This window comes from Limnobacter sp. SAORIC-690 (genome assembly GCF_002954425.1).
Lineage (GTDB): Bacteria > Pseudomonadota > Gammaproteobacteria > Burkholderiales > Burkholderiaceae_B > Limnobacter > Limnobacter profundi.
Genome location: NZ_MQVZ01000001.1, coordinates 810,477 through 832,041 on the forward strand (window position 1 = coordinate 810,477; position 21,565 = coordinate 832,041).

At 53.8% G+C, this 21,565-nt stretch carries 23 protein-coding genes and 1 pseudogene; 3 read left to right on the forward strand and 21 right to left on the reverse strand.

From position 1 onward, the window contains the following. Nucleotides 1-87: 87 nt before the first annotated feature. The 14 genes from BSZ31_RS03815 to BSZ31_RS03880 form a co-directional block, all read right to left on the reverse strand. The gene (locus BSZ31_RS03815) at nt 88-627 is read right to left on the reverse strand and encodes a DUF3455 domain-containing protein (RefSeq protein ID WP_105027625.1); all 540 of its coding nucleotides are present in this window, start codon (nt 625-627) and stop codon (nt 88-90) included. A 75-nt stretch (nt 628-702) separates the two neighbouring features. Continuing rightward, nucleotides 703-1,539 carry a sulfite exporter TauE/SafE family protein gene (locus BSZ31_RS03820; protein ID WP_206018544.1) on the reverse strand — a complete coding sequence of 279 codons (837 nt, stop codon included), beginning with the start codon at nt 1,537-1,539 and terminating at the stop codon, nt 703-705. Further along, nucleotides 1,527-2,432 (reverse strand): acyltransferase domain-containing protein, encoded by a 906-nt coding sequence (locus BSZ31_RS03825; protein WP_105027626.1) that lies wholly within the window; start codon nt 2,430-2,432, stop codon nt 1,527-1,529. The genes BSZ31_RS03820 and BSZ31_RS03825 overlap by 13 nt, the downstream gene beginning before the upstream one ends. Beyond that, nucleotides 2,429-3,307, reverse strand: coding sequence for a triphosphoribosyl-dephospho-CoA synthase (locus tag BSZ31_RS03830; RefSeq protein ID WP_105027627.1), 879 nt, complete (start codon nt 3,305-3,307; stop codon nt 2,429-2,431). The genes BSZ31_RS03825 and BSZ31_RS03830 overlap by 4 nt, the downstream gene beginning before the upstream one ends. Continuing rightward, the gene (gene mdcG / locus BSZ31_RS03835; RefSeq protein ID WP_105027628.1) at nt 3,304-4,002 is read right to left on the reverse strand and encodes a malonate decarboxylase holo-[acyl-carrier-protein] synthase; all 699 of its coding nucleotides are present in this window, start codon (nt 4,000-4,002) and stop codon (nt 3,304-3,306) included. Before mdcG ends, BSZ31_RS03830 begins: the two co-directional genes overlap by 4 nt. An 18-nt stretch (nt 4,003-4,020) precedes the next feature. After that, nucleotides 4,021-4,746, reverse strand: a complete 726-nt coding sequence (gene mdcE, locus BSZ31_RS03840; RefSeq protein ID WP_105027629.1) for a biotin-independent malonate decarboxylase subunit gamma — start codon at nt 4,744-4,746, stop codon at nt 4,021-4,023. Next, entirely contained in the window at nt 4,743-5,642 is a 900-nt protein-coding gene (locus tag BSZ31_RS03845) for a biotin-independent malonate decarboxylase subunit beta (protein ID WP_105027630.1), read from the reverse strand. The genes mdcE and BSZ31_RS03845 overlap by 4 nt, the downstream gene beginning before the upstream one ends. Further along, on the reverse strand, nt 5,632-5,955 hold the full coding sequence (mdcC, locus tag BSZ31_RS03850; protein ID WP_369907257.1) for a malonate decarboxylase acyl carrier protein: 324 nt from the start codon (nt 5,953-5,955) through the stop codon (nt 5,632-5,634). Before mdcC ends, BSZ31_RS03845 begins: the two co-directional genes overlap by 11 nt. Nucleotides 5,956-5,967: 12 nt before the next feature. Beyond that, nucleotides 5,968-7,626: a malonate decarboxylase subunit alpha gene (mdcA, locus tag BSZ31_RS03855; protein ID WP_105029732.1), complete on the reverse strand. Its 1,659-nt coding sequence runs from the start codon at nt 7,624-7,626 to the stop codon at nt 5,968-5,970. 20 nt (nt 7,627-7,646) lie between these two features. After that, nucleotides 7,647-8,990, reverse strand: a complete 1,344-nt coding sequence (locus tag BSZ31_RS03860; RefSeq protein ID WP_105029733.1) for a TRAP transporter large permease — start codon at nt 8,988-8,990, stop codon at nt 7,647-7,649. A 1-nt stretch (nt 8,991) separates the two neighbouring features. Next, nucleotides 8,992-9,543, reverse strand: a complete 552-nt coding sequence (locus BSZ31_RS03865) for a TRAP transporter small permease subunit (protein WP_105027631.1) — start codon at nt 9,541-9,543, stop codon at nt 8,992-8,994. 66 nt (nt 9,544-9,609) lie between these two features. Further along, nucleotides 9,610-10,629: a TRAP transporter substrate-binding protein DctP gene (gene dctP / locus BSZ31_RS03870; RefSeq protein ID WP_105027632.1), complete on the reverse strand. Its 1,020-nt coding sequence runs from the start codon at nt 10,627-10,629 to the stop codon at nt 9,610-9,612. Between the two features lie 98 nt (nt 10,630-10,727). Beyond that, nucleotides 10,728-11,480, reverse strand: a complete 753-nt coding sequence (locus tag BSZ31_RS03875) for an Asp/Glu racemase (protein WP_105027633.1) — start codon at nt 11,478-11,480, stop codon at nt 10,728-10,730. Nucleotides 11,481-11,514: 34 nt separating this feature from the next. After that, the gene (locus tag BSZ31_RS03880; protein WP_105027634.1) at nt 11,515-12,234 is read right to left on the reverse strand and encodes a haloacid dehalogenase type II; all 720 of its coding nucleotides are present in this window, start codon (nt 12,232-12,234) and stop codon (nt 11,515-11,517) included. A gap of 168 nt (nt 12,235-12,402) precedes the next feature. Between BSZ31_RS03880 and BSZ31_RS03885 the strand changes: the two are divergent. After that, nucleotides 12,403-13,073: pseudogene (locus BSZ31_RS03885) on the forward strand (GntR family transcriptional regulator). 8 nt (nt 13,074-13,081) lie between these two features. Here BSZ31_RS03885 and BSZ31_RS03890 read toward each other — a convergent pair. Then, complete coding sequence (locus BSZ31_RS03890; protein WP_240605639.1) at nt 13,082-13,693, reverse strand: flavin reductase family protein; 612 nt, start codon at nt 13,691-13,693, stop codon at nt 13,082-13,084. Between the two features lie 72 nt (nt 13,694-13,765). Between BSZ31_RS03890 and BSZ31_RS03895 the strand changes: the two genes are divergently transcribed. Further along, nucleotides 13,766-15,103 carry a dicarboxylate/amino acid:cation symporter gene (locus BSZ31_RS03895; RefSeq protein ID WP_105027635.1) on the forward strand — a complete coding sequence of 446 codons (1,338 nt, stop codon included), beginning with the start codon at nt 13,766-13,768 and terminating at the stop codon, nt 15,101-15,103. On the opposite strand, the gene BSZ31_RS03900 is transcribed toward BSZ31_RS03895, so the two are convergent. Genes BSZ31_RS03900 through BSZ31_RS03910 form a run of 3 tightly spaced genes read right to left on the reverse strand, consistent with a single transcriptional unit; the run spans nt 15,104 to nt 18,509 of the window. After that, nucleotides 15,104-15,628: a YaeQ family protein gene (locus BSZ31_RS03900; protein WP_105027636.1), complete on the reverse strand. Its 525-nt coding sequence runs from the start codon at nt 15,626-15,628 to the stop codon at nt 15,104-15,106. A 56-nt stretch (nt 15,629-15,684) separates the two neighbouring features. Then, the gene (locus BSZ31_RS03905; protein WP_105027637.1) at nt 15,685-17,022 is read right to left on the reverse strand and encodes a DUF1329 domain-containing protein; all 1,338 of its coding nucleotides are present in this window, start codon (nt 17,020-17,022) and stop codon (nt 15,685-15,687) included. 26 nt (nt 17,023-17,048) lie between these two features. Next, nucleotides 17,049-18,509 carry a hypothetical protein gene (locus BSZ31_RS03910; RefSeq protein WP_146106583.1) on the reverse strand — a complete coding sequence of 487 codons (1,461 nt, stop codon included), beginning with the start codon at nt 18,507-18,509 and terminating at the stop codon, nt 17,049-17,051. A 101-nt stretch (nt 18,510-18,610) separates the two neighbouring features. On the opposite strand from BSZ31_RS03910, the gene BSZ31_RS03915 reads away from it, so the two are divergent. Beyond that, complete coding sequence (locus tag BSZ31_RS03915; protein WP_105027639.1) at nt 18,611-19,270, forward strand: TetR/AcrR family transcriptional regulator; 660 nt, start codon at nt 18,611-18,613, stop codon at nt 19,268-19,270. Nucleotides 19,271-19,283: 13 nt separating this feature from the next. On the opposite strand, the gene BSZ31_RS03920 is transcribed toward BSZ31_RS03915, so the two are convergent. From BSZ31_RS03920 to BSZ31_RS03930, 3 genes are read right to left on the reverse strand one after another with little or no spacing between them, the layout of a single operon-like run. Further along, nucleotides 19,284-20,159 carry an FAD-binding domain-containing protein gene (locus BSZ31_RS03920; RefSeq protein ID WP_168426835.1) on the reverse strand — a complete coding sequence of 292 codons (876 nt, stop codon included), beginning with the start codon at nt 20,157-20,159 and terminating at the stop codon, nt 19,284-19,286. After that, entirely contained in the window at nt 20,069-20,662 is a 594-nt protein-coding gene (locus BSZ31_RS03925) for a deoxyribodipyrimidine photo-lyase (protein ID WP_146106585.1), read from the reverse strand. The genes BSZ31_RS03920 and BSZ31_RS03925 overlap by 91 nt, the downstream gene beginning before the upstream one ends. A 17-nt stretch (nt 20,663-20,679) precedes the next feature. Further along, the gene (locus tag BSZ31_RS03930; protein ID WP_105027642.1) at nt 20,680-21,537 is read right to left on the reverse strand and encodes an undecaprenyl-diphosphate phosphatase; all 858 of its coding nucleotides are present in this window, start codon (nt 21,535-21,537) and stop codon (nt 20,680-20,682) included. Nucleotides 21,538-21,565: the final 28 nt, after the last annotated feature.

A 21,565-nucleotide genomic window follows, 5' to 3' on the forward strand; every position in this document is an offset into this window, starting at 1 on the left:
ACACCCATTTACATCCAATTAATAGCCAATTACAAATTATTGGGTGCAAATAGGCTTTTAAATGGTTGTATAAGCTGATCTTTCGAATCAATTCGCCTTCCAAAATCGGTACTCCGCCTTGTAACTCACCTCGGCTTTTTCACCATCATTGTCAGCTGAACACTTTTTGGCTGGCGCCACACCGCCTTGTGTATTCACACGCTGCACATAACTGACTCCGGTCAAGGCGCCTTGCCCGCCGGCCACATCCGCTTTCACCAGTTGAAGGGGAATGTTTTTGCTACCGTTGGGCGACACAGCCACTTGCGAACCAGTGACAAAAGAGCCGTCTTTGTGGGCCCAGCGCGCTGGGGGGCCGGAATAGTCGCCAATTTTTTCACCACCTCGACTGCTCAACTCGGCTTTCGGGCCAGCCATGGTCCACTTGTAAGTGGTCAGCGGGTCTTTTTCTTTGCTGCACTGGTATTCAATGGTTCCGCTGGCTTTGGTCTCAAGCACCAAGGTGTTGGCAGTGGCCACCTGAATGAGAGCGGGCAAGCCTTTTTGCGCAGAATCGGTTTGTGCATAAGCAGCTGGCTGTGCGCAAAGCGCGGCCAAACCCAACGTTAATAAACCGGTTTTTTTCATGTGTATTGCCTCGTACTGCATTGTTTCTTCAACTATGTCTAACGTGGGCAAAACCTCATGGGTTTACAACAGGGCTTAGAACACACCCCGCATCATGTTCACCGCAATGCCAAACACCACCGCCGCAAACACTTTTCGAAGCAGGGGCGCAGGCAGAATGTGTGCCGCCTGCGCACCCCATGGGGCAAGCAACACGCTGGCCACCACCGTGAACAACAAGGCGGGTGTGTATACAAAACCGAGGCTGCCTGTGGGCAGGCCGGGTGCAGTCCAGCCATTGAATATGAAACCGATGGTGCCACCCAAAGCAATTGGAAAACCCATGGCCGATGCGGTGCCAATTGCATTTTTAATTGACACATTGCACCACACCAAAAACGGCACGGTGAGTGCGCCGCCACCCACAGCCACCAGCGAAGATGCTGTGCCAATAAAGGTAGCCACACCCATTTGCCCATTGCGCCCTGGCAATACACGGCCGGGTTTGGGCTTGTATTCAAAAAACATTTGAAACGAAGCAAGCCCCATGAACAAGGCAAAGAACACAATCAAGAATGTGGTGGACACATGCCGCGCAAGGAAGGTACCAAACAAGGTTCCCAATAAAATGCCTGGAATGAAATTTTTCACGACATCCCAGCGCACAGCACCATGAAGGTGGTGCGAACGCACACTGGAAACCGAAGTGAACAAAATGGTGGCCATGGAAGTGCCGAGGGCCAAACGGAAGTTCCACTGCCCGGGCAATGCGGCCAGCTTAAAAGCCCACACCAATGCAGGCACCAGCACACTGCCCCCGCCCACGCCCAAAAGGCCCGCCAGAAAACCGGCAACAATGCCGATTGCAATGTACGCAGCAACTGCCTGCACTGTAAAAATTTCGGCGAACAGTGCTGCGTTCAATTCAACCAATTCAATGCACCTTCAAGGGTTTGAAACTCAGATAGAGAACGCGCTTGTGCTGCGGGAAATCGCTCACGAACCATGCGGGTCAGCGTATTGCCAGGCCCCACTTCGAAGTAAACTGTGGCACCCATTTCAGAGGCCAAATCCAAAGTACGCGACCACTGAAGGGGTTCAGAAATTTGACGTGCAAGGCAATCGATTGCGCCATCGCGATTCTCTACGGGGCTTCCGTCCAGCGCGCTGAGCACCGGGCAATCGAATCTGCGCCAACTGGCCGCATCCAGTGCATTCTTGAATTGCGCACTTGCATCCCTTAACCACGCGGTGTGCGAAGGCACTTGCACATTCAAGTGCACCACATGTGCGCCCAGTTCGCGCTCCATGCCTTTGCAAATCGACTTCATCACCGCCGTGGGGCCGGCGAGCACAGCATGCTGTTCATCATTCACAATCGCCACGGCCAAGCCATGCTCCTGTGCGATTGCCCCTAGCCTGTCAATTCGAACTCCCTTCACGGCCATCATGCCGTGGGCTGCGGGTGCCGCCTGGTCCATGCACTGCGCGCGCTTTACAGCCAGGCCCACTCCGTCCAACGCCTGCAAACTGCCGGCCACCGTGTGGGCGGTTAACTCACCAATGCTGTAACCCGCGCTTAAATCAGCATGAATGCCATGCGCTTTCAGAGCCTGCGCAACTGCGGCGCCTGCGGCCACAATCAAGGGCTGGGCATGTGCGTTCACAAAACACAATTCGGAATTCTGCGACACCGCCATGGCATCAAAAGGCATGGCATCCAACAAAGGTTCCAAGTGTGGAGCAATCAATGGCTCACCCAGCAAACGTGGCAACATGTCGACGGTTTGGCTACCCTGCCCCGGGCACAAAATACACAAGGTCATGAGCGTGCAACCATGAAGTTGGGCAGCTCACAATTGACTTGTACCAAGGCCTGCACAAACAGCGCAGCAGACAACAAATCAGCACTGCCACCCGGGCTTAACCACTGCGATTCAAATTGCGCACACAGGTGTTGTGCCCGGCTTTTCCAACCGGGCGCAAATACGCCACCCTCGGCCAGAAACTGATCCACTCTGCCCTGCGCCCATTGCAAACCTTTCAAACCGCCGCGATGCGCAAGGTTGGTGTCGGGCAGCTTGCCAATGGTGCACACCAGGGCATGTAACTGCGCTTGCTCTTGCGAAAGCCCTTCAGACAAAGCCCAGCGAAGTTGTGGCACCGTGGTCCAGAACAGCACCGGGAAACCATCGGCTGCCTGCTCGCGCGCGCCGGGCAAACCAAAGGCATCTTTCACCCGCCTGCCGTGCGTGGGCGAGTCGCTGTGCTGTACCTGGTCTTGCACCCCGGCCAACAATATATTCACGCCCCATTTGGCCGCCACCAACCTGCCCAGGCTGATCGGGTCGAAATACCCATGTTCACGAAACTGGGCACCCGCTGCACCCGCCAACAACCCCATCAGGAAAATGGCGCCTTTGTGGGTGTTCACACCTTCGGTGGCCTTGAACATGGCTTTCTCGGCGGCCAGGCCATGCGCCTGCAGTGTTCTGAATTCTGCACCCTCAATACCCGCCGCAAAACAGTTTCCGAAGTACCCCTGCAAAGCGGCAATGCTGCGGTAGAAGGTGGTGCAATTCATGTCAGCATGGCTGCCATTGTTGCCGGGGCACACCAAGCCAGGTTTGTACTCCAGGTCCACTTCCTGTCGAAGGGCTTCGCAGGCTGCTGCATCAATTCGCGCGACCAGTTCTTTCATGCAGCACTCCCAACCGGGCACCGGAAACCGGATCGGTAAATGCTCAAACCAAGAAGTTTCACGGCGTGATTGGTTTTCACCATCAACTTCGAATTGGGATCGGAAAAGCTTCGATGCAATTCACGCCACTGCACAGCCTGACCACTTGGGTTGAGCACTTCGCCATCCACCTTAAACTCGGGGTATTCAGTTTGAAGTGCAATTAGAAAAAGACACAGCTTTTCAGCCTCAAGCCAACTCACTGGTTTGAACAGCACATCAAGATCAGAACTCTCAGTAAGGCATGGCGAACCGGTCAAGACCTGCACAGCACTTGAACCGTACACATGTGCAGCAATATTGTGCTTATCCAAAAACCCCAGCAAGGAAACAGCCCCCGCGTGCCAATACTGTGGCAAGCCTGGCAACACACTGGTCAGGTTTGGTCCTTGCTGGTGCTTTTCAATGCCTTGACTATTCACGATGAAGGACAAGCGCTTTTTGCCCCAAGAGGGTGGCTCGGCCAAACCCACCCGCAGACAATGCGGCAAGACATCCTCTTGACGCGCCACAATCAACGGGTGTCCACTGAGCACCCACCGATGCAAAAGCGACAATGCGCGGATGGGCTCCATAGGTGCTGGCCCGGCATACTCAGCATGCCTTACTGCATCCAGTTTTAACCACACCAGGTCGTGGCGATTGAATGTGATCATGGGGTGCTCATCGGCCTGTCATCGATTGGCTAAAACACGCTCAACAACCACACCTGCGGCCTGTCGCCCACCGCGTTCCACGCCCCGTTCAATGCGAAGGTCTTTGCCAATTTCCTCGCGCGATTTGGCCTGCAAACTTGCGATGGATGCAGCCAGCTGCGCCGCATAATCACCTTGCCACACAGCGTCCAGGTGACCCATGCGCAAATAATTTTCCACACCGGGCGAGAACACGGGCGACTGCTTGGCCAGCGCTTGCAAATGATCCAAAGGAATTTTGGTAATGCGCGACATGGCAGGCAAATTCATCACCTTGATTTCCGCATCGGCCAAGGCATAGCAAGCGTCTGCCATCATGCCAGTGCTAATGTAACCACCGCTCACTGCCTCGCCATACACCACACTCACAATCACATGGCCTCGCTGGCGTGCCAGCTCAACTGCTTTGGCTAGGTGTGCCATGTAGCCATTCAAACCCATGAGTTCATCCCGGCGGCGAAGGCGTTGGCCCTGCGTATCCAGCAAAAAGACAATCGGTTCGCCCGGGCGCTGCTTGATGGTTTCAATCACCACACGCGCCATGGTCAGGGCCATGTCTGCACCCACTTCGGCTTTCTCAGATGTGCCAATCACGGTCACTTCCTGATTGGCAACCCTGGCGCGACCGTAAAAATGATCCGCCTCGAGGTAATCCGCTTTCCAGCCATCGGCAAACAAGGCATTCAATACCTGGTCCCTGTTCATTGCACACCCCTTGCTACGTTGCGTGCGCTGTCAGTTGCGCGTACGAATTCATCTGCTGGCATCAACGCCAGTTCTTCGGCGCTGGGTAGCCCCAAGCGTTGCCAGATTTCCTTCGCATCCCGGCAGTCACCAAACTGTTCAAGCCGTTGCGTCAACATGGCATGTTCAGCTTCCAGATTCTCAAGATCAAAACCAACCTTGCCTGAATCTAGTGCAGCCAAAGCGGCGTCGCGAAACGCATCCACTTCATCGACCACCAGGGCTTGAATGTCGCCCATCACATAACGATGCTTGCCACCGCTGACCCGCCACACCAGGGCGCGATCGCGTGAATCGAATTCTTCCACGCCATACACTGTTTCAATCACCTCGGGGCCGGACATCGCCAGGCGCCCTTCTTCAGACATGATCAACACATCGCAGCAACGGGCAATCAAGCCGGTACCACCAAAGCAACCTGCAGCACCACCAATCAAACCAATGAACTGCACACCTTGTGCACGGGCTGCGCACACCGCACGCATAATTTCAGACACGGCAATTAATCCGGCATTGGCCTCGTGCAAACGCACACCGCCGCTTTCAAAAATCAACAGCACTGCGCGGGGCTTTTCCTCAATGGCCTTGGCAATCAACGCAGTAATTTTCGCGCCATGCACTTCGCCAATGGCACCGCCCAGAAACTCACCTTCCTGGGCAGCGACCAGCACAGGTGCGCCACCCAAAGTGGCTCGCCCAATGACCACGCCATCATCAAATGCTACGGGTTGTTCCAGCAGCGCCATGTGAGGGCTGCTGATGCGATCCGACGGTTTCAGGATTTCCTGAAAACTACCCTCGTCGCACACGGCCTGCACACGCTCGCGTGCACTGGCTTCCAGAAAACTATTGGCCATGCTGGTTCTCCCATGCCTCTATGGCTTGATCCAGGCGCAGACTGACCACAGCGGGTGTTGCGCCCACATCGTGAATTTCAATTTTCAAACCGCCTGCATTTTTGCGCTCTGCAAAGTCGTTCAACACAGCCTGCCAGATTTGTCCAAATCCGCGTGCTGAAGTTTGAATGTCGACTGAACAATGTGCGGTGTCCTCTCCTTTTTCGAGCAACACTTCGCAATTGCCACTGGCAGTGACGCCCACCAGCACTGCGTCGCGATGTGTTTGCTGAACCTTGCTGGGCAAGTTGTATTTCAGTTGTTCCATGCTCATGATGAAAGCCCCTTACCAGTTGCGGAAACGGCTGGGTGGGTTATACAAACCGCCCGAAGCACGCACCAAGTCTTTCACGGTTTTTGCGGCCAGCAAATCGCGCGTGGCATCGCGCCGGGCAATGCCCAAATCTTCAGCGCGTTTAATCACGCCTCGGGCACGCAGTTCTTCCACCTTTTTTTTGTCGCGGGCCATGCCCACTTCGGTGTAGCCCGCCACGCCACGAATGGCCTGTTCGCGCTCCTCTTCACCACGGCACAAAAGCAAATTCGCAATGCCTTCTTCGGTCACGATATGGGTCACATCATCCCCAAAAATCATCACTGGCGGGTTGTTCAAACCCATGCTGTCGGCCAGGTCCCAGGCATCGAGGCGTTCAACAAATGCGGGCGCCATGTGCTCGCGGAATGTTTCCACCATTTGTACCACCAGCTTTCGGCCGCGCGGCATGTGCTTGGGGTTGGCTTGCGCTTCTCGCCCCGCCTTCACCCAGGCTTCACTTTCATGGCGACGACCACGCGCATCAGCACCCATATTGGGTGCACCACCAAAACCTGCAATACGCCCTTTCGTGGCCGTGCTGCTGTTGCCGTAGGTGTCAATTTGCAAAGTAGAACCAATGAACAGGTCGCAGGCGTAATGCCCTGCTGCCTGGCAGAATGCGCGGTTGCTGCGCATGCTGCCATCATTGCCAGTGAAAAACACATCGGGCCGCGCAGCAATGTATTTCTCCATGCCCAGTTCACTGCCGAAGCTGTGCACACTTTGCACAAAACCGGCTTCAATGGCGGGTATCAATGCCGGATGCGGGTTCAGCGCCCAGTTGGTACAAATTTTTCCCTTCAAGCCCAGTTGCTCGCCATAGGTGGGCAACAGCAACTCGATGGCTGCAGTATCAAAGCCAATGCCGTGGTTCAAACGCTTCACACCGTACTCGGCGTAAATACCCTTGATCACCATCATGGCCATCAACACCTGTATTTCAGAAATCTGTGCAGGGTCGCGCGTAAACAGCGGTTCAATGTAATTTGGGCGCGGCGCATGAATGACAAAATCCACCCAATCCGCGGGTACATCCACACGTGGCAGTGTGTCGCGTATTTCATTGACCTGCACAATCACAATGCCATTCTTGAATGCAGCTGCTTCCACAATGGCGGGTGTGTCCTCGGTGTTCGGGCCGGTGTACAGGTTGCCCTGTGCATCGGCAGCCTCTGCAGCGATCAGGGCGACATTGGGCGTTAAATCTACAAAGTAACGACCAAACAATTCAAGGTAAGTGTGAATCGCATTGATCTTGATTTTGCCAGCCGCCACCAAGTTGGCCAGGCGGGCACCTTGCGGACCAGAAAAAGAAAAATCAATTTCCTTGGCAATGCCTTTGTCAAACAAAGCCGTGTGTTCGGGCAAAGCCACCACCGATTGCAACAAGTGCAAATCATGCACCTGTTGCGGATTCACTTTGGCCAAACACTGCGCCAGAAAATCAGCTTGCTTCTGGTTGTTGCCTTCCAGACAAACCCGGTCACGCGGCTGAATCACACTTTCAAGCAAAGCCACTGTTTGCTCAGCGTTCACCACCTTGCCGGAACTTCCACCGACAAGGTGTGAAGCGCGGCCCAACCGGGCCGCCTTGGATTGTTGCCCTTGGCGCCACGCAGTGTTGGTCATGCTCATTTTTTATTTCCTGCTTAATAGTCGTAGAACATGTCGGGCAAGAACATCACCACTTCCGGAAACACCGACAAGAAGGCGATGTAGCCTGCAATGATCAGAATGAACGGAACAATGCCGCGGAAAATTTCGCCGAACTTGATGTCGGGCGCAATTCCGTTGATCACGAACAGGTTCAAACCCACAGGTGGAGTAATGAGCCCCAGCTCCATGTTGATGGTCAAGATGATGCCGAACCAGATTGGGTCGAAACCCGCAGCCAGAATGGGTGGCAAAATAACCGGTGTGATCATCAGGATAATGGCCACGGGTGGCAGGAAGAAGCCCAGCACCAGCAACAACATGTTCACCCAGAACAACAAGGCCCACTTCGACATTTCCAGTGCCACCAGCCATTCCGCCATGCTTTGGCTGATACGCAAATAGCTCATCACATAAGTGAACAGGAACGACATGGCTATGATCATCATCACCATGCAGCTTTCTTTCGCAGTGCCCGTGAAAATGGCGCGAAGATCGTTCCACTGATAGCACTTGTACAGCGCAATCACCAAAATCAACGCAGCCACTGCACCCACACCCGCCACTTCAGAAGGCGTACCAAAGCCGCCGTACATGGCTCCCATGATCAAGCCAATCAGCAAGAGGAAAGGCAGCAGTCGTGGCAACGACTCCATTTTTTCCTTCCAGGTGAAATGTTCCTTTTGGGCTACCTTTGCGATTTCTTCCGGGCTTGCGGTTTTCATCCATTCGTGGCGATCACGAATGAATTTGAAAACAACCCAAACAGAGAACAACACGGCCAGCAAAATGCCAGGCACGATACCGGCAATGAACAACTTGCCAATCGATTGCTCGGCCATCACACCATAAATAATCAACGTGATGCTGGGCGGAATCAAAATGCCCAACGTGCCGCCTGCAGCAATCAAGCCCGAGGCCAAAGCACCGCTGTAACCACGTTTGCGCATTTCCGGAATACCCATGCCGCCAATGGCTGCACAGGTGGCGGGGCTTGAACCACACAAGGCTGCAAAAATGGTACAGCCAGCCACGTTCGCCACGCCCAGGCTACCCGGCATGCGATACAACCAGCGGTATGCCGATTCATACAAATCAACCGCTGCCCTGGTTTTGCCAATGGCCGCACCCATCAAAATGAACAGCGGAATGGTGAGCAAAGTGAAGTTTTCAAGTTCACCGAAAATGGTTTCTGCAATCAAATGAATATTGGTTGCAGGCATGAAAAAATACATGATGATCACTGCCGACGAGCCCAATGCAAACGCAATGGGCATGCCAGAAAACAGCAACACCAAGGTGAGGGCCGTATAAATCAGGCCAATTTCGACAACACCCATGTCAGCCCCCTTGTCCGCTTGTTGTAGTTGCATGTCCGTGTGAAGGAAGATCAGGCTCTTTGCCCATCAAACCTTCAACGATTTGCACAATGAATTGCAGTGTCAGCAGAAGCATGCCGAACGACATGAAGAAGTACGGTATCCACAATGGTGGGCCCCAGGTGGAACTGGTGGTCCAACCCTGATCCCAGGCTTCGTGGCAATACACTGCCGACAAATAAGCCACCAAACCACAGAACAGCATCGAGAGAATGTCGCCGAAGAGCAAACGGATCCGGCTGGCGCGTTTGGACATCACTTCGTCCAGAATTTCAATGCCCACATGCCCACGCTCGCGTTGCGTGTGCGCCGCTGCCAGAAAGGTGGCTGCGATCAACATGAAAATGCTGAGTTCGATGACCCAGTCATTGGAAATATTCAGAATGTAGCGGGTGACCACTTCGTACACCAGCACGAGTGAACACACGAGAATCAGGGATGCAGACAGGTACGCCATGGCCTGGTTGATGCCGCGCACGGTGCCGCTGAACAGTCGCCACAATGGGTTGTTCATAGTTGTCTCCGAATGGAACTTGAACACCAAACCCTCATCAGTGGGGAGGGTTTGGTGCGCTTTGCTTTACTTAACTGCAGTGGCCATGTCCAGCCACTTCTGGCCGTCTTTCACTTCTTCAGCGAAATCTTTCCAGGCTGACTTCTCTGCAACTGCGCGCCACTTGGCAAATGTTGCATCGTCCATGGCATAGGCTTTCTTGCCTGCTTTCTTCCACACTTCGGCAGCCATCATGTCGTCTTTCTTGGATTCTTCAATGGAGAACTTCTCAAGGCTCGCGCCCACTTCCATCACGGCCTTTTGCTGTGCGGGTGTCAGGCGATCAAAAGTAGACTTGGCCATCAAGAGGGGTTCGAACATGAACCAGAATGAATTCTGGCTTGCGTCTGTCAGGTGATCGCCCACTTCTTCCAGACGGAAAGAAATGATGGACGTGCTGGATGTGACAGCAGCGTCCAACACGCCAGTTTGCATGGCGCTGTAAACTTCGTTCGATGGCACGTTGGTGATTGAACCGCCTGCGCCCTTCAACATCAAATCCATGTGCTTGGACGCACCACGAATTTTCACGCCCTTGACATCATCAGGTGCCAATACTTTTTTCTTGGAAGCGATACCACCCGCTTGCCAAATCCATGTCACCACTTTCACACCTTTGCTTTCCAGAAGCTTTTCCAGCTCCTTGCCGATTGGCTGGCCTTTCCAGCGGTGGCCTTGTTCGTAGCTGGTAATCAAGCCTGGCATCAAGGTGATGTTGACTTGTGGAATCTTGCCGCCTTCGTAGGCCAGCGGGTACAAAGTCATGTCCACTGAGCCGTTTTGCAAGGCACCAAACTGCGCAAAGGTTTTGACCAGCGAGCTGCCTGGGTAAATTTCAAACTTCAGGCTGCCATTGGTTTTCTCAGCCACTTCGCGCGCGAACTTGCGCACCAGGCGATCACGGAAATCGCCTTTTTCTTCGGTGCCGCCTGGGAACTGGTGCGATACCTTGATGGTGGTTGTTTGCGCTGAAGCGGTGGTTGCAAAACCAAAGGTCAGTGCTGCTGCAGCCATGCCGGCCACGAGGGGTTTGAACATAAATCGCATGAGTAAGTCTCCTCTTTGCTTCTAATAATTGAACGTTGTTGAATCAGGTGAGTGATTCGCAAACGCTTTCCACATCCGAACGAAATTTCTGGGTTCGTTCAATATTTCCCGGACAACAGCGAACCGAAGCCCGGGGCATAGGTCTTCAGACCCAATTTCTTTAACATCATGTAGGTGGTGGCCACCGAGGATGACAGCACCGGCATGCCCGCGCGGTCTTCAATCGGCTGAATGGAACCCAGCGATGGCATTTGAACGCAGGCTGACGCCACAATCGCATCTACATTGGCCGTGTTCAGTTTCTTGGTGTGTTCAATCGGCGCCAGCGGGTTGAGTAAACCCACTTCCAGATTGTTCGACACCTCCAGCGAAATACTGTCGAGCACTTCAATGCCCTCGTTTTCGATGTAATCAATCACCAGGCATGTCAGCGGTTTCATGTAGGGCGTCAGAATGGCCACTTTCTTGGCGCCGATCGCTTTCAAGCCATCGACCAAGGCACCTGCACTGGTCACCACAGGCGCAGGGCCACCGGCTTCCACGGTGCGGCCATGCAAACGTTCTTCCGATTTTTTGTGATAACCCAAACCCATGCTCATAATGGCCACCAGGCAGGCATATCCCAGTACATCCACGCGGGCGTCGGCCAACTCCAAGGCACACCGATCCGAATCGGCGTCCATCTTGGCCAACTCTTCTTTGGTCACATGCTGCATGCGCATGCGGCTGGAGTGAAACGTGAAACGCTCCGCCTCTACGGCTTCGCGGGCCCGCAAAATTGCGGGAATTTCCGTTTCCATGGTGGTGTTTGAACTTGGCACAATCTGGCCAATCCGGTAAATCTTGCTCATTCAATGCTCCGTGTAGGTGGACCTAAGTTGCCAACTAAGTAGCCAGTTGCCGGGCCAGGTCCACAAAGTCTTGTGCGACAAAATCAAATTCGCCCGCTTCCACTTTGGGCAAGGGCACATGCTCGCCAAATTCAAAGGGGCGCATCACATAGGCTGTTCGCATGCCTTGCGCCTTGGCAGCACGCAAATCACTGGGGTGGCTGGCGCACAGCATCACTTGCTCAATGGGCAAATTCAGCAGGCCGGCTACACCGTGGTAAGTTTCGGGATCGGGTTTGTAATGCTTGAACAGTTCGGCCGATACGATGCAGTCCCACGGCAAACCGGCATTTTTTGCCATCGCGGTCAGCAAAGAAAAATTGCCATTGGACAGGGTGGTAATCGTGAATTGTTTTTTCAGGGCATGAAGGCCTGCAACAGTGTCGGGCCAAGGGCTAAGGCGGTGCCACACTTTGTTCAGGTTTTCGCGCTGTTCATCGTTTAATTTGGCAAGGCCAAACTGCTCAACGATTGAATCCAGAATCATGCGGTGCAGGCTGTCAATGTGCATCCAGGGCAGCTCACCCTTGCGCACACGGTCCATGGCTGGTGCATAACCCGCGCGCCAGGTATCGGCAAACGCCAGCGCATCCACCTGAATATTCATGTGTTTGGCAATCATCGCAACTTCGCGTGCAACACTGCCGCGCCAGTCTACAACGGTGCCAAAAACATCAAATGCAAGCGCTTTGACTGCGCTGGCTGCGTGATTCATTCCTGTCTCCTCGAGGGGTTGCCGAAACTGATTGTGTTTGGGCGGGCGCTCTCTTATGATTGTATGTAGAGCATCGCATTTTGCATGCGTTATTTGATTTCTTGTATACAAGACTAATTGCGGTCGTATACATTGTCAATAACGCTGATTCATTTTTTTTATTGCCCCATGAAGAAAAAACTGTCAGAAGACGTACGGGACCAAATTGAAGAACTGATCGCTTTTGGCAAACTGCCGCCTGGCGACCATCTAGACGAAACCGAACTGGCAGAGCGATTTGGCGTGTCCAGAACCCCAATCCGAGAGGCTTTGAACCAACTGGCCACCGCTGGCTTGGTCGAGCTGCGCGCACGTCGAGGCGCTGTGGTGGCGCAATTCACAGCCCAGCAGCTGGTCGAAATGTTCGAGGTGATGGGTGAGTTTGAAGGCATGTGCGGCAGGCTTGCCGCCCGGCGACTGACCGATGAAGAGCAAAAAGAACTGGTGGCCACGCACGAAGAATGCAAAGCGGCAATGGCCAAAGGCGGAGACCCCGATGAGTACTACCAGCTCAATGACAAATTTCACGGTGTGATTTACCGGGGCAGCCACAATGAGTTTTTGATGGAACAGGCCTGGGGCCTGCGCAGAAGCTGCGCCCCTATCGCCGCTTGCAGTTGCGTGTGCGCGGCCGCATCCCGACCTCGCTGGATGAACACGACGCAATCGTGAAAGCGATTCTGGCCGGAGATGGTGACACAGCCAACGAATTGCTGCGCAGCCATGTGATGGTGCAAGGCCAGCGCTTCGCTGACCTGGTGGCTTCATTGCCCTTGCTAAAAGCGCGCTCGGCGGCCTAAAACCCGGTTCATTTAAACCTTCGGCCTGGCCAAATCAAAATTGCTGCGGGTGGTGCAATACCCATCACCGCCAGTTTGCCCACGGCATCCAGTAGGTCATTGGCGATTCGACCCTCTCGCATCGCAGTGTCGCTCACCTCCACACCCAACACATCCAGCAACATCATCGAGCCGCCCATGGCGCCTTCGCCAATCAGCTTGACCTCGCGCAAATTGCATTCAAAACGCACCATTGCATCTTCCACACCGGGTGCTGTCACCGCTTTGCTCAGCGATTTTTTCAAACCCGCCTTTTCGAATTCATCGACTTCGGGTGGGTAGTCGCCGCAACTGGTGTTCATCGCATCCACCAGCACATGACTCACAATATTCACCACGCATTCCTTTGTGGTTTGCAAATTGGTCAGGGTGTCTTTCTCGCTGCGGTCGCGCGGGTTCACCTGCACCACGCACAGCACGGGTGGCTTGCAACTGGCAACTGTAAAAAATGAATAAGGTGCCAAATTGGCAATGCCTTGTTCACTCAGCGTGCTAACCCAGGCGATGGGTCGTGGCACCACTGCACCAGTCAGCAACTGATAGTTTTCACGGGGGCTGATCTGGGTCGTATCAAAGTACATGCAGGGCGTCCAAAATGTTGATTTTCCATGTGCTGTTATAGTTTAGCCTGAACTAGCAAGTGGAGTGGGAACATGAACCTGACAGTCAAAGTGATCGTGGGCATGGCGCTGGGCATTGTTGTTGGCCTGGCAATCAACTTTTCTGGCCTGAATTCAGAGGGCAGTTTCGTACAGGAGTTCATCACTGGCGGACTGTTTCATGTCGTGGGCAAAATGTTCATCAATGCATTGAACATGATGGTGGTACCACTGGTTCTGTTCTCCCTGATTTGCGGAGTGTGCGGCATAGGCGATGTGAAGTTACTGGGGAAAATTGGCACCAAGTCGTTTGGTTTCTACGTGATGACTACTGCTGTGGCGATTGCCAGTGCCATTTTGATAGCCGGGGGATTGGGTATAGGCGAGGGCATGAATGCCAGCAGTGAAGCAAACTTCACGGGACGTGAAGCACCGCCACTCAGTGACGTGCTCATTAACATCATTCCCACGAACCCCATCAATGCAATGGCGCAAGGGGAAATGTTATCAATTATTTTCTTTGCAATTCTTTTCGGTATCAGCCTCTTGATGGTGGGGCGGAAAGCCACCAAGCTCATTGAACTGATTGAAATCCTGAATGAGGCGATGATGAAGATGGTGACCATCATCATGGCCCTCGCACCTTACGCTGTGTTTTGCCTGCTGGCCAAAGCCATGGCCGAGTTGGGCGTTGAACTTTTCACCCAACTGATTGGTTATGTGGTGGTGCTGGCTGGGGTATTGATGTTTCACCTGTTTGTCACCCTGTTGCTGTTTCTCAAGGTTTTTTCTGGTCTTAGCCCTGCGACTTTTCTGAAGAAAATTCGCAATGTGCAGGTGTTCGCATTCAGCACGTCCAGTTCCAACGCCACCATTCCAGTGACTTTGCGTACCGTGACCGAACGCATGGGTGTGAACAATTCAGTGGCCTCTTTCACGGTGCCATTTGGTGCCACCATCAACATGGATGGTACGGCCATCATGCAAGGCGTAGCCACCGTGTTCATTGCAAACATGTACGGTGTCGACTTGGGTATAGCGGGCTACCTCACCGTAATCATGATGTCGGTACTGGCCTCAATCGGCACAGCGGGAGTGCCCGGTGTCGGGCTGATCATGCTGTCGATGGTGTTTTCACAAGTGGGATTGCCACTGGAGGGCATCGGCTTGATTCTGGGTGTTGACCGGCTGCTTGACATGCTGCGCACTGCGGTGAATGTCAGTGGTGATGCCGTGGTGTCACTGATCGTCGCGAAGAGCGAAGGGAAGCTGGATGAAGATGTCTTCAACAACAAGAATCTTGAAGACAGCGACAGTGGCAACATTCATGTCAGCAGTGAAATTGGCCGTGATTTTGCACAGGCGATTTCAACTGCTTACAAAGGCAAATAATCAGGGCTTCAGGATGACAGGCTGCACCGCAGCCTCTCCCAGGTACACCATGCCTTCCTGAATGGTACAAGCCAGGTTCATGTTGCGTTGTGCAAGGCTTGCCAGCGTTGCGCCATCTTCCACGCTCAGCTGCAGCACCTGGACTTTGTCCAGTTTGTACAACCAGTCCTGATTTTGTTTCCACCACACTTCTGCTGAGCGGGTGTAGCAGTAAATCACCACACGGTCTGAACGGCCACAGGCTTTTTTAATGCGGCTTTCATCGGGCTGGCCCACATCAATCCATACCTTGATTTGACCAGTGGGGTCGACCTCCCATACCGCAGCTTCGTCTTCCGCCGACAAACCCTTGCCAAACTGAACATCCTGCCCGGCATGCATGGCAAAGGCCAGCAAGCGAACCATCATGCGCTCTTCGGTTTCGGAAGGGTGCAAGGCAAGCGTGAGCGGGTATTGGGCGAAATGGTTGCGATCCAGGTCGGACACATCCAGTTGAACTTTGTAGACAGTGGCTCTAAGGGCCATGGGGCGACTCGCGGTTTGAAACATTCAAACCGCGATTATCGCTGATTACTTGCTACTTAACGACCCATGCGGCGCAGGGCTGCTGTCGAGAAGTCGGCAGGCGTGTACTTCTTGCCAAACTCGGCAAACTTTTCCTCGTTGGTCAAACCACCCACCAGGTAGCGGCGAGACTGCAAGTCGTAAATAACCTCACCGGCAGACGCAAACGCAGGTGCATGGTAAGCCTGTGTGCCGTACACCTCACGAACACGCCACAGAGTGTTGCGGCTGTCGTACTGGTCAGCGTGCAATACACCCCATGAGTCTTCATCAATGTAGAACACGCGTTTGGCATAGATATGGCGCTTGCCGGGCTTCAGTGTGGCCTCAACCACCCAAACGCGGTGCAACTCATAGCGCACCAAATCAGGATTCACGTGGCTTTTCTGGATGATGTTGCTGTACTTCAAGGTTTGATCAGCCAGCTTGTAGTTGTTGTAAGGCACGTACATTTCTTTCTTGCCCACCAACTTCCACTCATAACGGTCTGGGGAGCCGTTAAAGCCGTTCAAGTCGTCGTTGGTACGCAGGCCATCTGCGCCAATACCGGGTGAGTCGTAAGCCAGTTCAGGCGCACGAATGACACGACGTTGTCCGGGGTTGTACTGCCAGGCCAAACGCGGCTCAGCCACCTGATTAATCGGTTCATGCACCAAAGCAACTTCACCGGCCGCGTTGGCTGGCGCAGTAATCTGGTTCATGAAGTACAAAATCCGGTTGGGCTCTGGGCTGTCCATGTGAGAGGCCAAGGACACGGTCTCGATTCGCTTGCCCACTGTGAATGATCCATCGGTCTGAACCGGGAAATCTGCGGAGTAGCGAGTGAATGAACCACCCAAATCGCGGAAGTTATGATTCCAGATCACCTCAACACCGCTCTTGGGCACGGGGAAAGGAATGTTGGACTTCTTGATGCCTTCCACGCCATTGCCGCCATCGACCAGCTTCACATTCGGTGCTTCAGCCTTTGCGTTGTCATAGACTGACTGGCGATACCCGGCTGTACGGTGTGTTTTGTACACATTCATTTTGTAAGTGGGGTAACGCTTCATCATTTCCATTTGGCCCGGTGTCAAATTGGCTGCGTACTGCGCCATGTTTGCCGCGCTGATGGTGAACAGTGGTTTTTCATCTGCAAAAGGATTGATATAGCCTTTTGCCGGATCAAACCCTTTGGGTACAGTGACCAGACCACCAGTCCATTCCGGAATGGTGCCAGCCGCATTGCCTTTTTTCTCGGCGCCCACTGGGGTCAGGCTTTTGCCCAGTTCAGACAGGTCATTGGCCAGTGCTGCGCCACTCCCCAAAACGATCGCTGCGGCCAGCAACCCGTGTTTCAACTTTTGCACTGCCATTTCGTAGTCTCCTCAAGTATGAGTGGTTATCGATTGGTGTTTTGATCTTGTTCACACAGGGCGAACACCTCGCCACTGCGATTGCTTTGTGTAAAAACGTTTGGGTCGCAATAAATGCCGACAGGCGCGAAATCTTTCATGACGTCGGCCAATGCCTCACCCTTCTCCACATTCTGGATCGCCTCAGCGAATCCCGGATTGTGCAGCATGTGGCGATACAACAGGAGTTGATCAGGATACGGCCCCCAAGGCAACCACAGGAATCCGTTCTCGGCTGTGGCATTGGCCGGTCGATCAGCTGGATCGGAAATCACCACCGTGAAAAATCCCTGGTCATCCAATGGCACTTGAAAATCGGCTGCGCAATCGGTGAAGCGTTGTGTGGCAAATTCATTGCCGCACAATGACCAGTACCGCAACTGCTCTTGCCCAAACTCCACGCCGGGCTGTCCACGGTAGGTGGGGGCTTTGGCTCGCACCATGGCAATGCTGCCGTAGCGGCGGGCAAAACCAGTGCTGGTGTAGGCATTGTGTACATTGCTCAAAAAGCCGCCCGAGCCTGAATCGACCCGGCCGCCCAGCATGCTGGTGTCTTGACCGGTTACATTGCCTGCAATTCGAAATGCGGTGTCACCCAGGCTAAAAAATTTCAGTGTATTGGGCGGATTGGTGGCCGTTGGGAAAGGTAAAGCCAACTGATTGGGGTAGTCCAGCCCCAGCAATACCTCATTCAGGCCCAGGGGTGGCGCAGCACCTCCAAAATTCGGCAAGAATGGTTCAGCACAATTTGGCAGTGTTCCCAACTCACGACTGCCGTCTGCAGTTTCCAGCGTGAGCGCGGGCAAACCCACACCACCATCAAAAAACTCGCCGGCATTCGACACATACACCCGATAAATGAACACCGCCAAACCGTTTGGAATATTCAATGGGCCCAAACCAATTTCACCGGTGTAAAAGGTGTTGGGTTTGCGTTGTACCTCCGGGTTTTGAACCGGAGATGCACCATATTCCAGATAAGCCGTGTAAGCACCACCTGGCTTGGCACCCTTGCGCGCGAAGGGATTGCCTTCACGACCTTGATCAGAAGGTGTGAGTTCAAAGTCGGCCACCGCATCTGTTGGGCGCAGCGCCGCATCGTATGCGTTGTAGGAAAAATAACGGGCATCCGGGTAACGGCCATCAATCCTCAACCGGGTTTGGGGCGACACAGGGGCAGCCGCCACCCAGTACTTGGCCTCACTGTCAGGAAACGCAATATTCGCTTTGTCGGGATCGCTGGCCGCAATCCACCCGCACCCCAGGCCCAAGGGAGTCTCGCTGCCACCCATGGCCTGGGCCAAGGATTCACTGCTAAGCACATTGCTGCTGGCCGATGACGATGCCGAGGGGCCAGTTGCCACAGTCCCGTCTTCAGACGAACAGGCACCCAGCAAGCCAAGAGCTGCACCTGCAACCACCGCCGTGAATACTTTTGAAAGTTTCACGCATGTCTCCTGATTTTATGGTTATATTGTATTTAATCACTCTAGATTAATACTTTGGTATTAAATCAGGCAAGCGGAAATTTACTCACAAAAACAAACACATGAACAAATCTGCCGACGCCGCACTTCTCATTGATACTCGCGAACAGCTGTTACGGATTGCGTTGAATGAATTTGCACAGCATGGCATTGAAGGTGTCACCTTAAGCAAAATTCGGCAGATTTCAGGTCAGGGCAACCGGTCGGCGTTGCACTATCACTTCAAAACCAAAGATAGATTGGTGGAAGAGGTGGTGGATTTTGTGACAGGTCAGCTTGATGTTCACTGCAAGCAGGCCCACACCGAATTTGCACGCAACGCGCCCGAACACAAAGAATGGACCCGCCTGTGCGAACTGATTTTTGATCCCTTTGTGCAACTGTTTTCAAGCGGCGAAACCGGTGCGGTGTGCATACAGTTTTTGTCCCGCCTCACTTGGCAAACCGGCGAACAGGGACAGCGGTTTCTGACCCGCTACTTCAACCCCTACATGGATGTGTTTGCGCCCACTTTGCTTGAATTTTTCCCGCAATACTCTGAGGCACAGCTGCGTTTTAAGGTGCATTTGGCCGTGAATACGGCCATTCATGGTCTGGCCGACTTTTCAATGGTGATGCACGATGAAAGGCTATTGCCCTTGGTCAACCAAAGCGGTGGTTTGAAGGAAATGCGACGGCTGTTTCACGAATATATCAGTGCGGGGCTGAAGGGGTACTCCTGACGCACAATCCTATTTAATCGAGCCGGCTCTGGCGCATGGCATGCAAGCGCGCCTTGCCCAGCTTTAACGATTCCGCATTGTCGACGATAGGCGCTGGGTAATTGGCAGTGCCATGTTCCGGCAACCAGCGCTTCACAAACTCGCCTTTGGGGTCTTGCTCGGCCTGTTGTTTCAAGGGGTCGTACACCAGCATTTGCGAAAAGTGGCTGGTGCCACTTGCAATGCGCACCTGACCATAGTGAATGGCGGGCTCGAAATCGAGAAACTGCTGTGCCAAATACAAAGCCACGGGCTGCCAGGGCAAACCCAATTGCACGCACGCAAACGACACCAACATGGCCCGCGCCCGCATGTTCAGCCAACCGGTTTGTTGCAAAAAGCGCTGGCAAGCGTCTACGTAGGCAAAACCCGTTCGGCCCTGCTGCCAGGCATTCAAGAATTCCTGATTCACCTCTGCTGGTTCATCGCAGTAAAAAGCATCGGTTTCCAAACCCGTGTGGTTCTCCAACTGCTGCAAATAACCTTGCCGCCAAATCAGCCTGTCCACATAAAACCGCGCAGCATCTTCAACCTTTGCAATGTGTGTCGCATCACCCTGCCCATGCACCCTGTTCACCAAGGCATTGAGTTTTTGCAGCACCTCGCGGTCGCTCACTACACCATAAGCCAGATAAGGCGACAGGCGTGAACAACCACTCCATGCTTTCAAAGGGCTGGAAATTGAGAAGGGATAACTTCTCAACTTGGCGGGTGTAAAAAATTTCGCGGCCACTGCCCGGGCCTGCGCACGGCCACCTATCATGCGCAATGGTTTGTCATCGCCCACAGCCTGCGGCACAGTGGCACGGTTGAGTTCAACAGCGGGTTGGGGTGCGAAGAAGGCCTGCAAATTTCGCCCGGCCGGGTTTTTGATTTCTTCTTGGGCGGCCCGGTCCAGGTAAGTTTGAAAATTAATTTTTCAGCAAACGGATTGGCCATGAAAGTGGCACGCTGCACATTGTTTTGGGGCAATTCATGAAGCGCCACACCCATGCTTTTGCACCACGCCGCCACGGCTTGATCGCGTCGGTATTGTGCAAGCTGCGTGGTTTCCTGGTGTGCCCAAACGTGGGTAAATTTGAACTGTGCATGCAGGCGGGCCAACACATCCACCGCCTCGCCCAATTCTTCATGCAAATAACCACCCACCTGTGCAAACTGCTGCTTCAAATCATCAAGGCACTCATGCACAAACAACTGGTGTTGGCGCGCGGTGTGCGCATCTACAATTTGGCTGGGTTCGTGAATGTACAAGGGCAGCACAAGCCCGTGATGCTTGGCATTGCGCATGGCTTCAAACAGCGGAAGGTGATCGCTTAAACGCAAATCCCGTTTGAACCACAACACCTGCATACTGCGTTCCTGCAACTTTAAAGCGGCTGCAACACCCCGGCAGCCAACAGCGCCAACACCACCACACCCAGCACCACACGGTACACCACAAACAGGCCGTAGCCACGCGTACTGACCAGCTTGAGGAACCACACAATGACGGCATAGCCCACAAAGAAGGCAATGAAGGTTGCCAATGCCGTGTTGGCCGGGCTGACCGGGCCGGCCACGCCCCAGCTTTTGTACAACTGGTAAAAACCGGAAGCAAACACCGCGGGCACCGCGAGCAAGAAGGAATAACGCGCGGCTGCCTCTCGGGTGTAGCCCATCAGCAAACCTGCGGTGATGGTTCCGCCTGAACGGCTCACACCGGGAATGAGTGCCAAGGCTTGCGCAAAACCAAACACAATACCGTCGCGCCAGGTCATTTCCCTCAGCTCGGTTTGGCGCCTGCCCACCTTGTCGGCAAAACCTAGGATGAGGCCAAACACAATCAACATGATCGCGGTGAGGTACAGGTTGCGCAGATAGGTTTCAATCAGGTCTTGAAACAACAGACCCAAAACAGCGATGGGCAAGGTGCCCACAATTACCAGCCAGCCCAAGCGGGCATCGGGACTCATTGGCACACCACTGGCGGCATTGCGTTTGAAGGACCCACACCAGGCGAGAAAAATTCGGGCGATGTCCTGCCGAAAATACACCAGCACCGCGAGTTCTGTTCCCAGCTGGGTAATGGCCGTGAAAGCTGCGCCGGGATCGAGGCCTGAGGGCAACATGGGTCCAATGATACGCAAATGCGCACTCGATGAAATGGGCAAAAATTCAGTAAGCCCCTGGATAAGCCCCAAAATAACGGCCTCAGGCCAACCCACACCGTTGCCGGCAACAAACATGGTGAATTCCCGGTAAATAGATCAATAA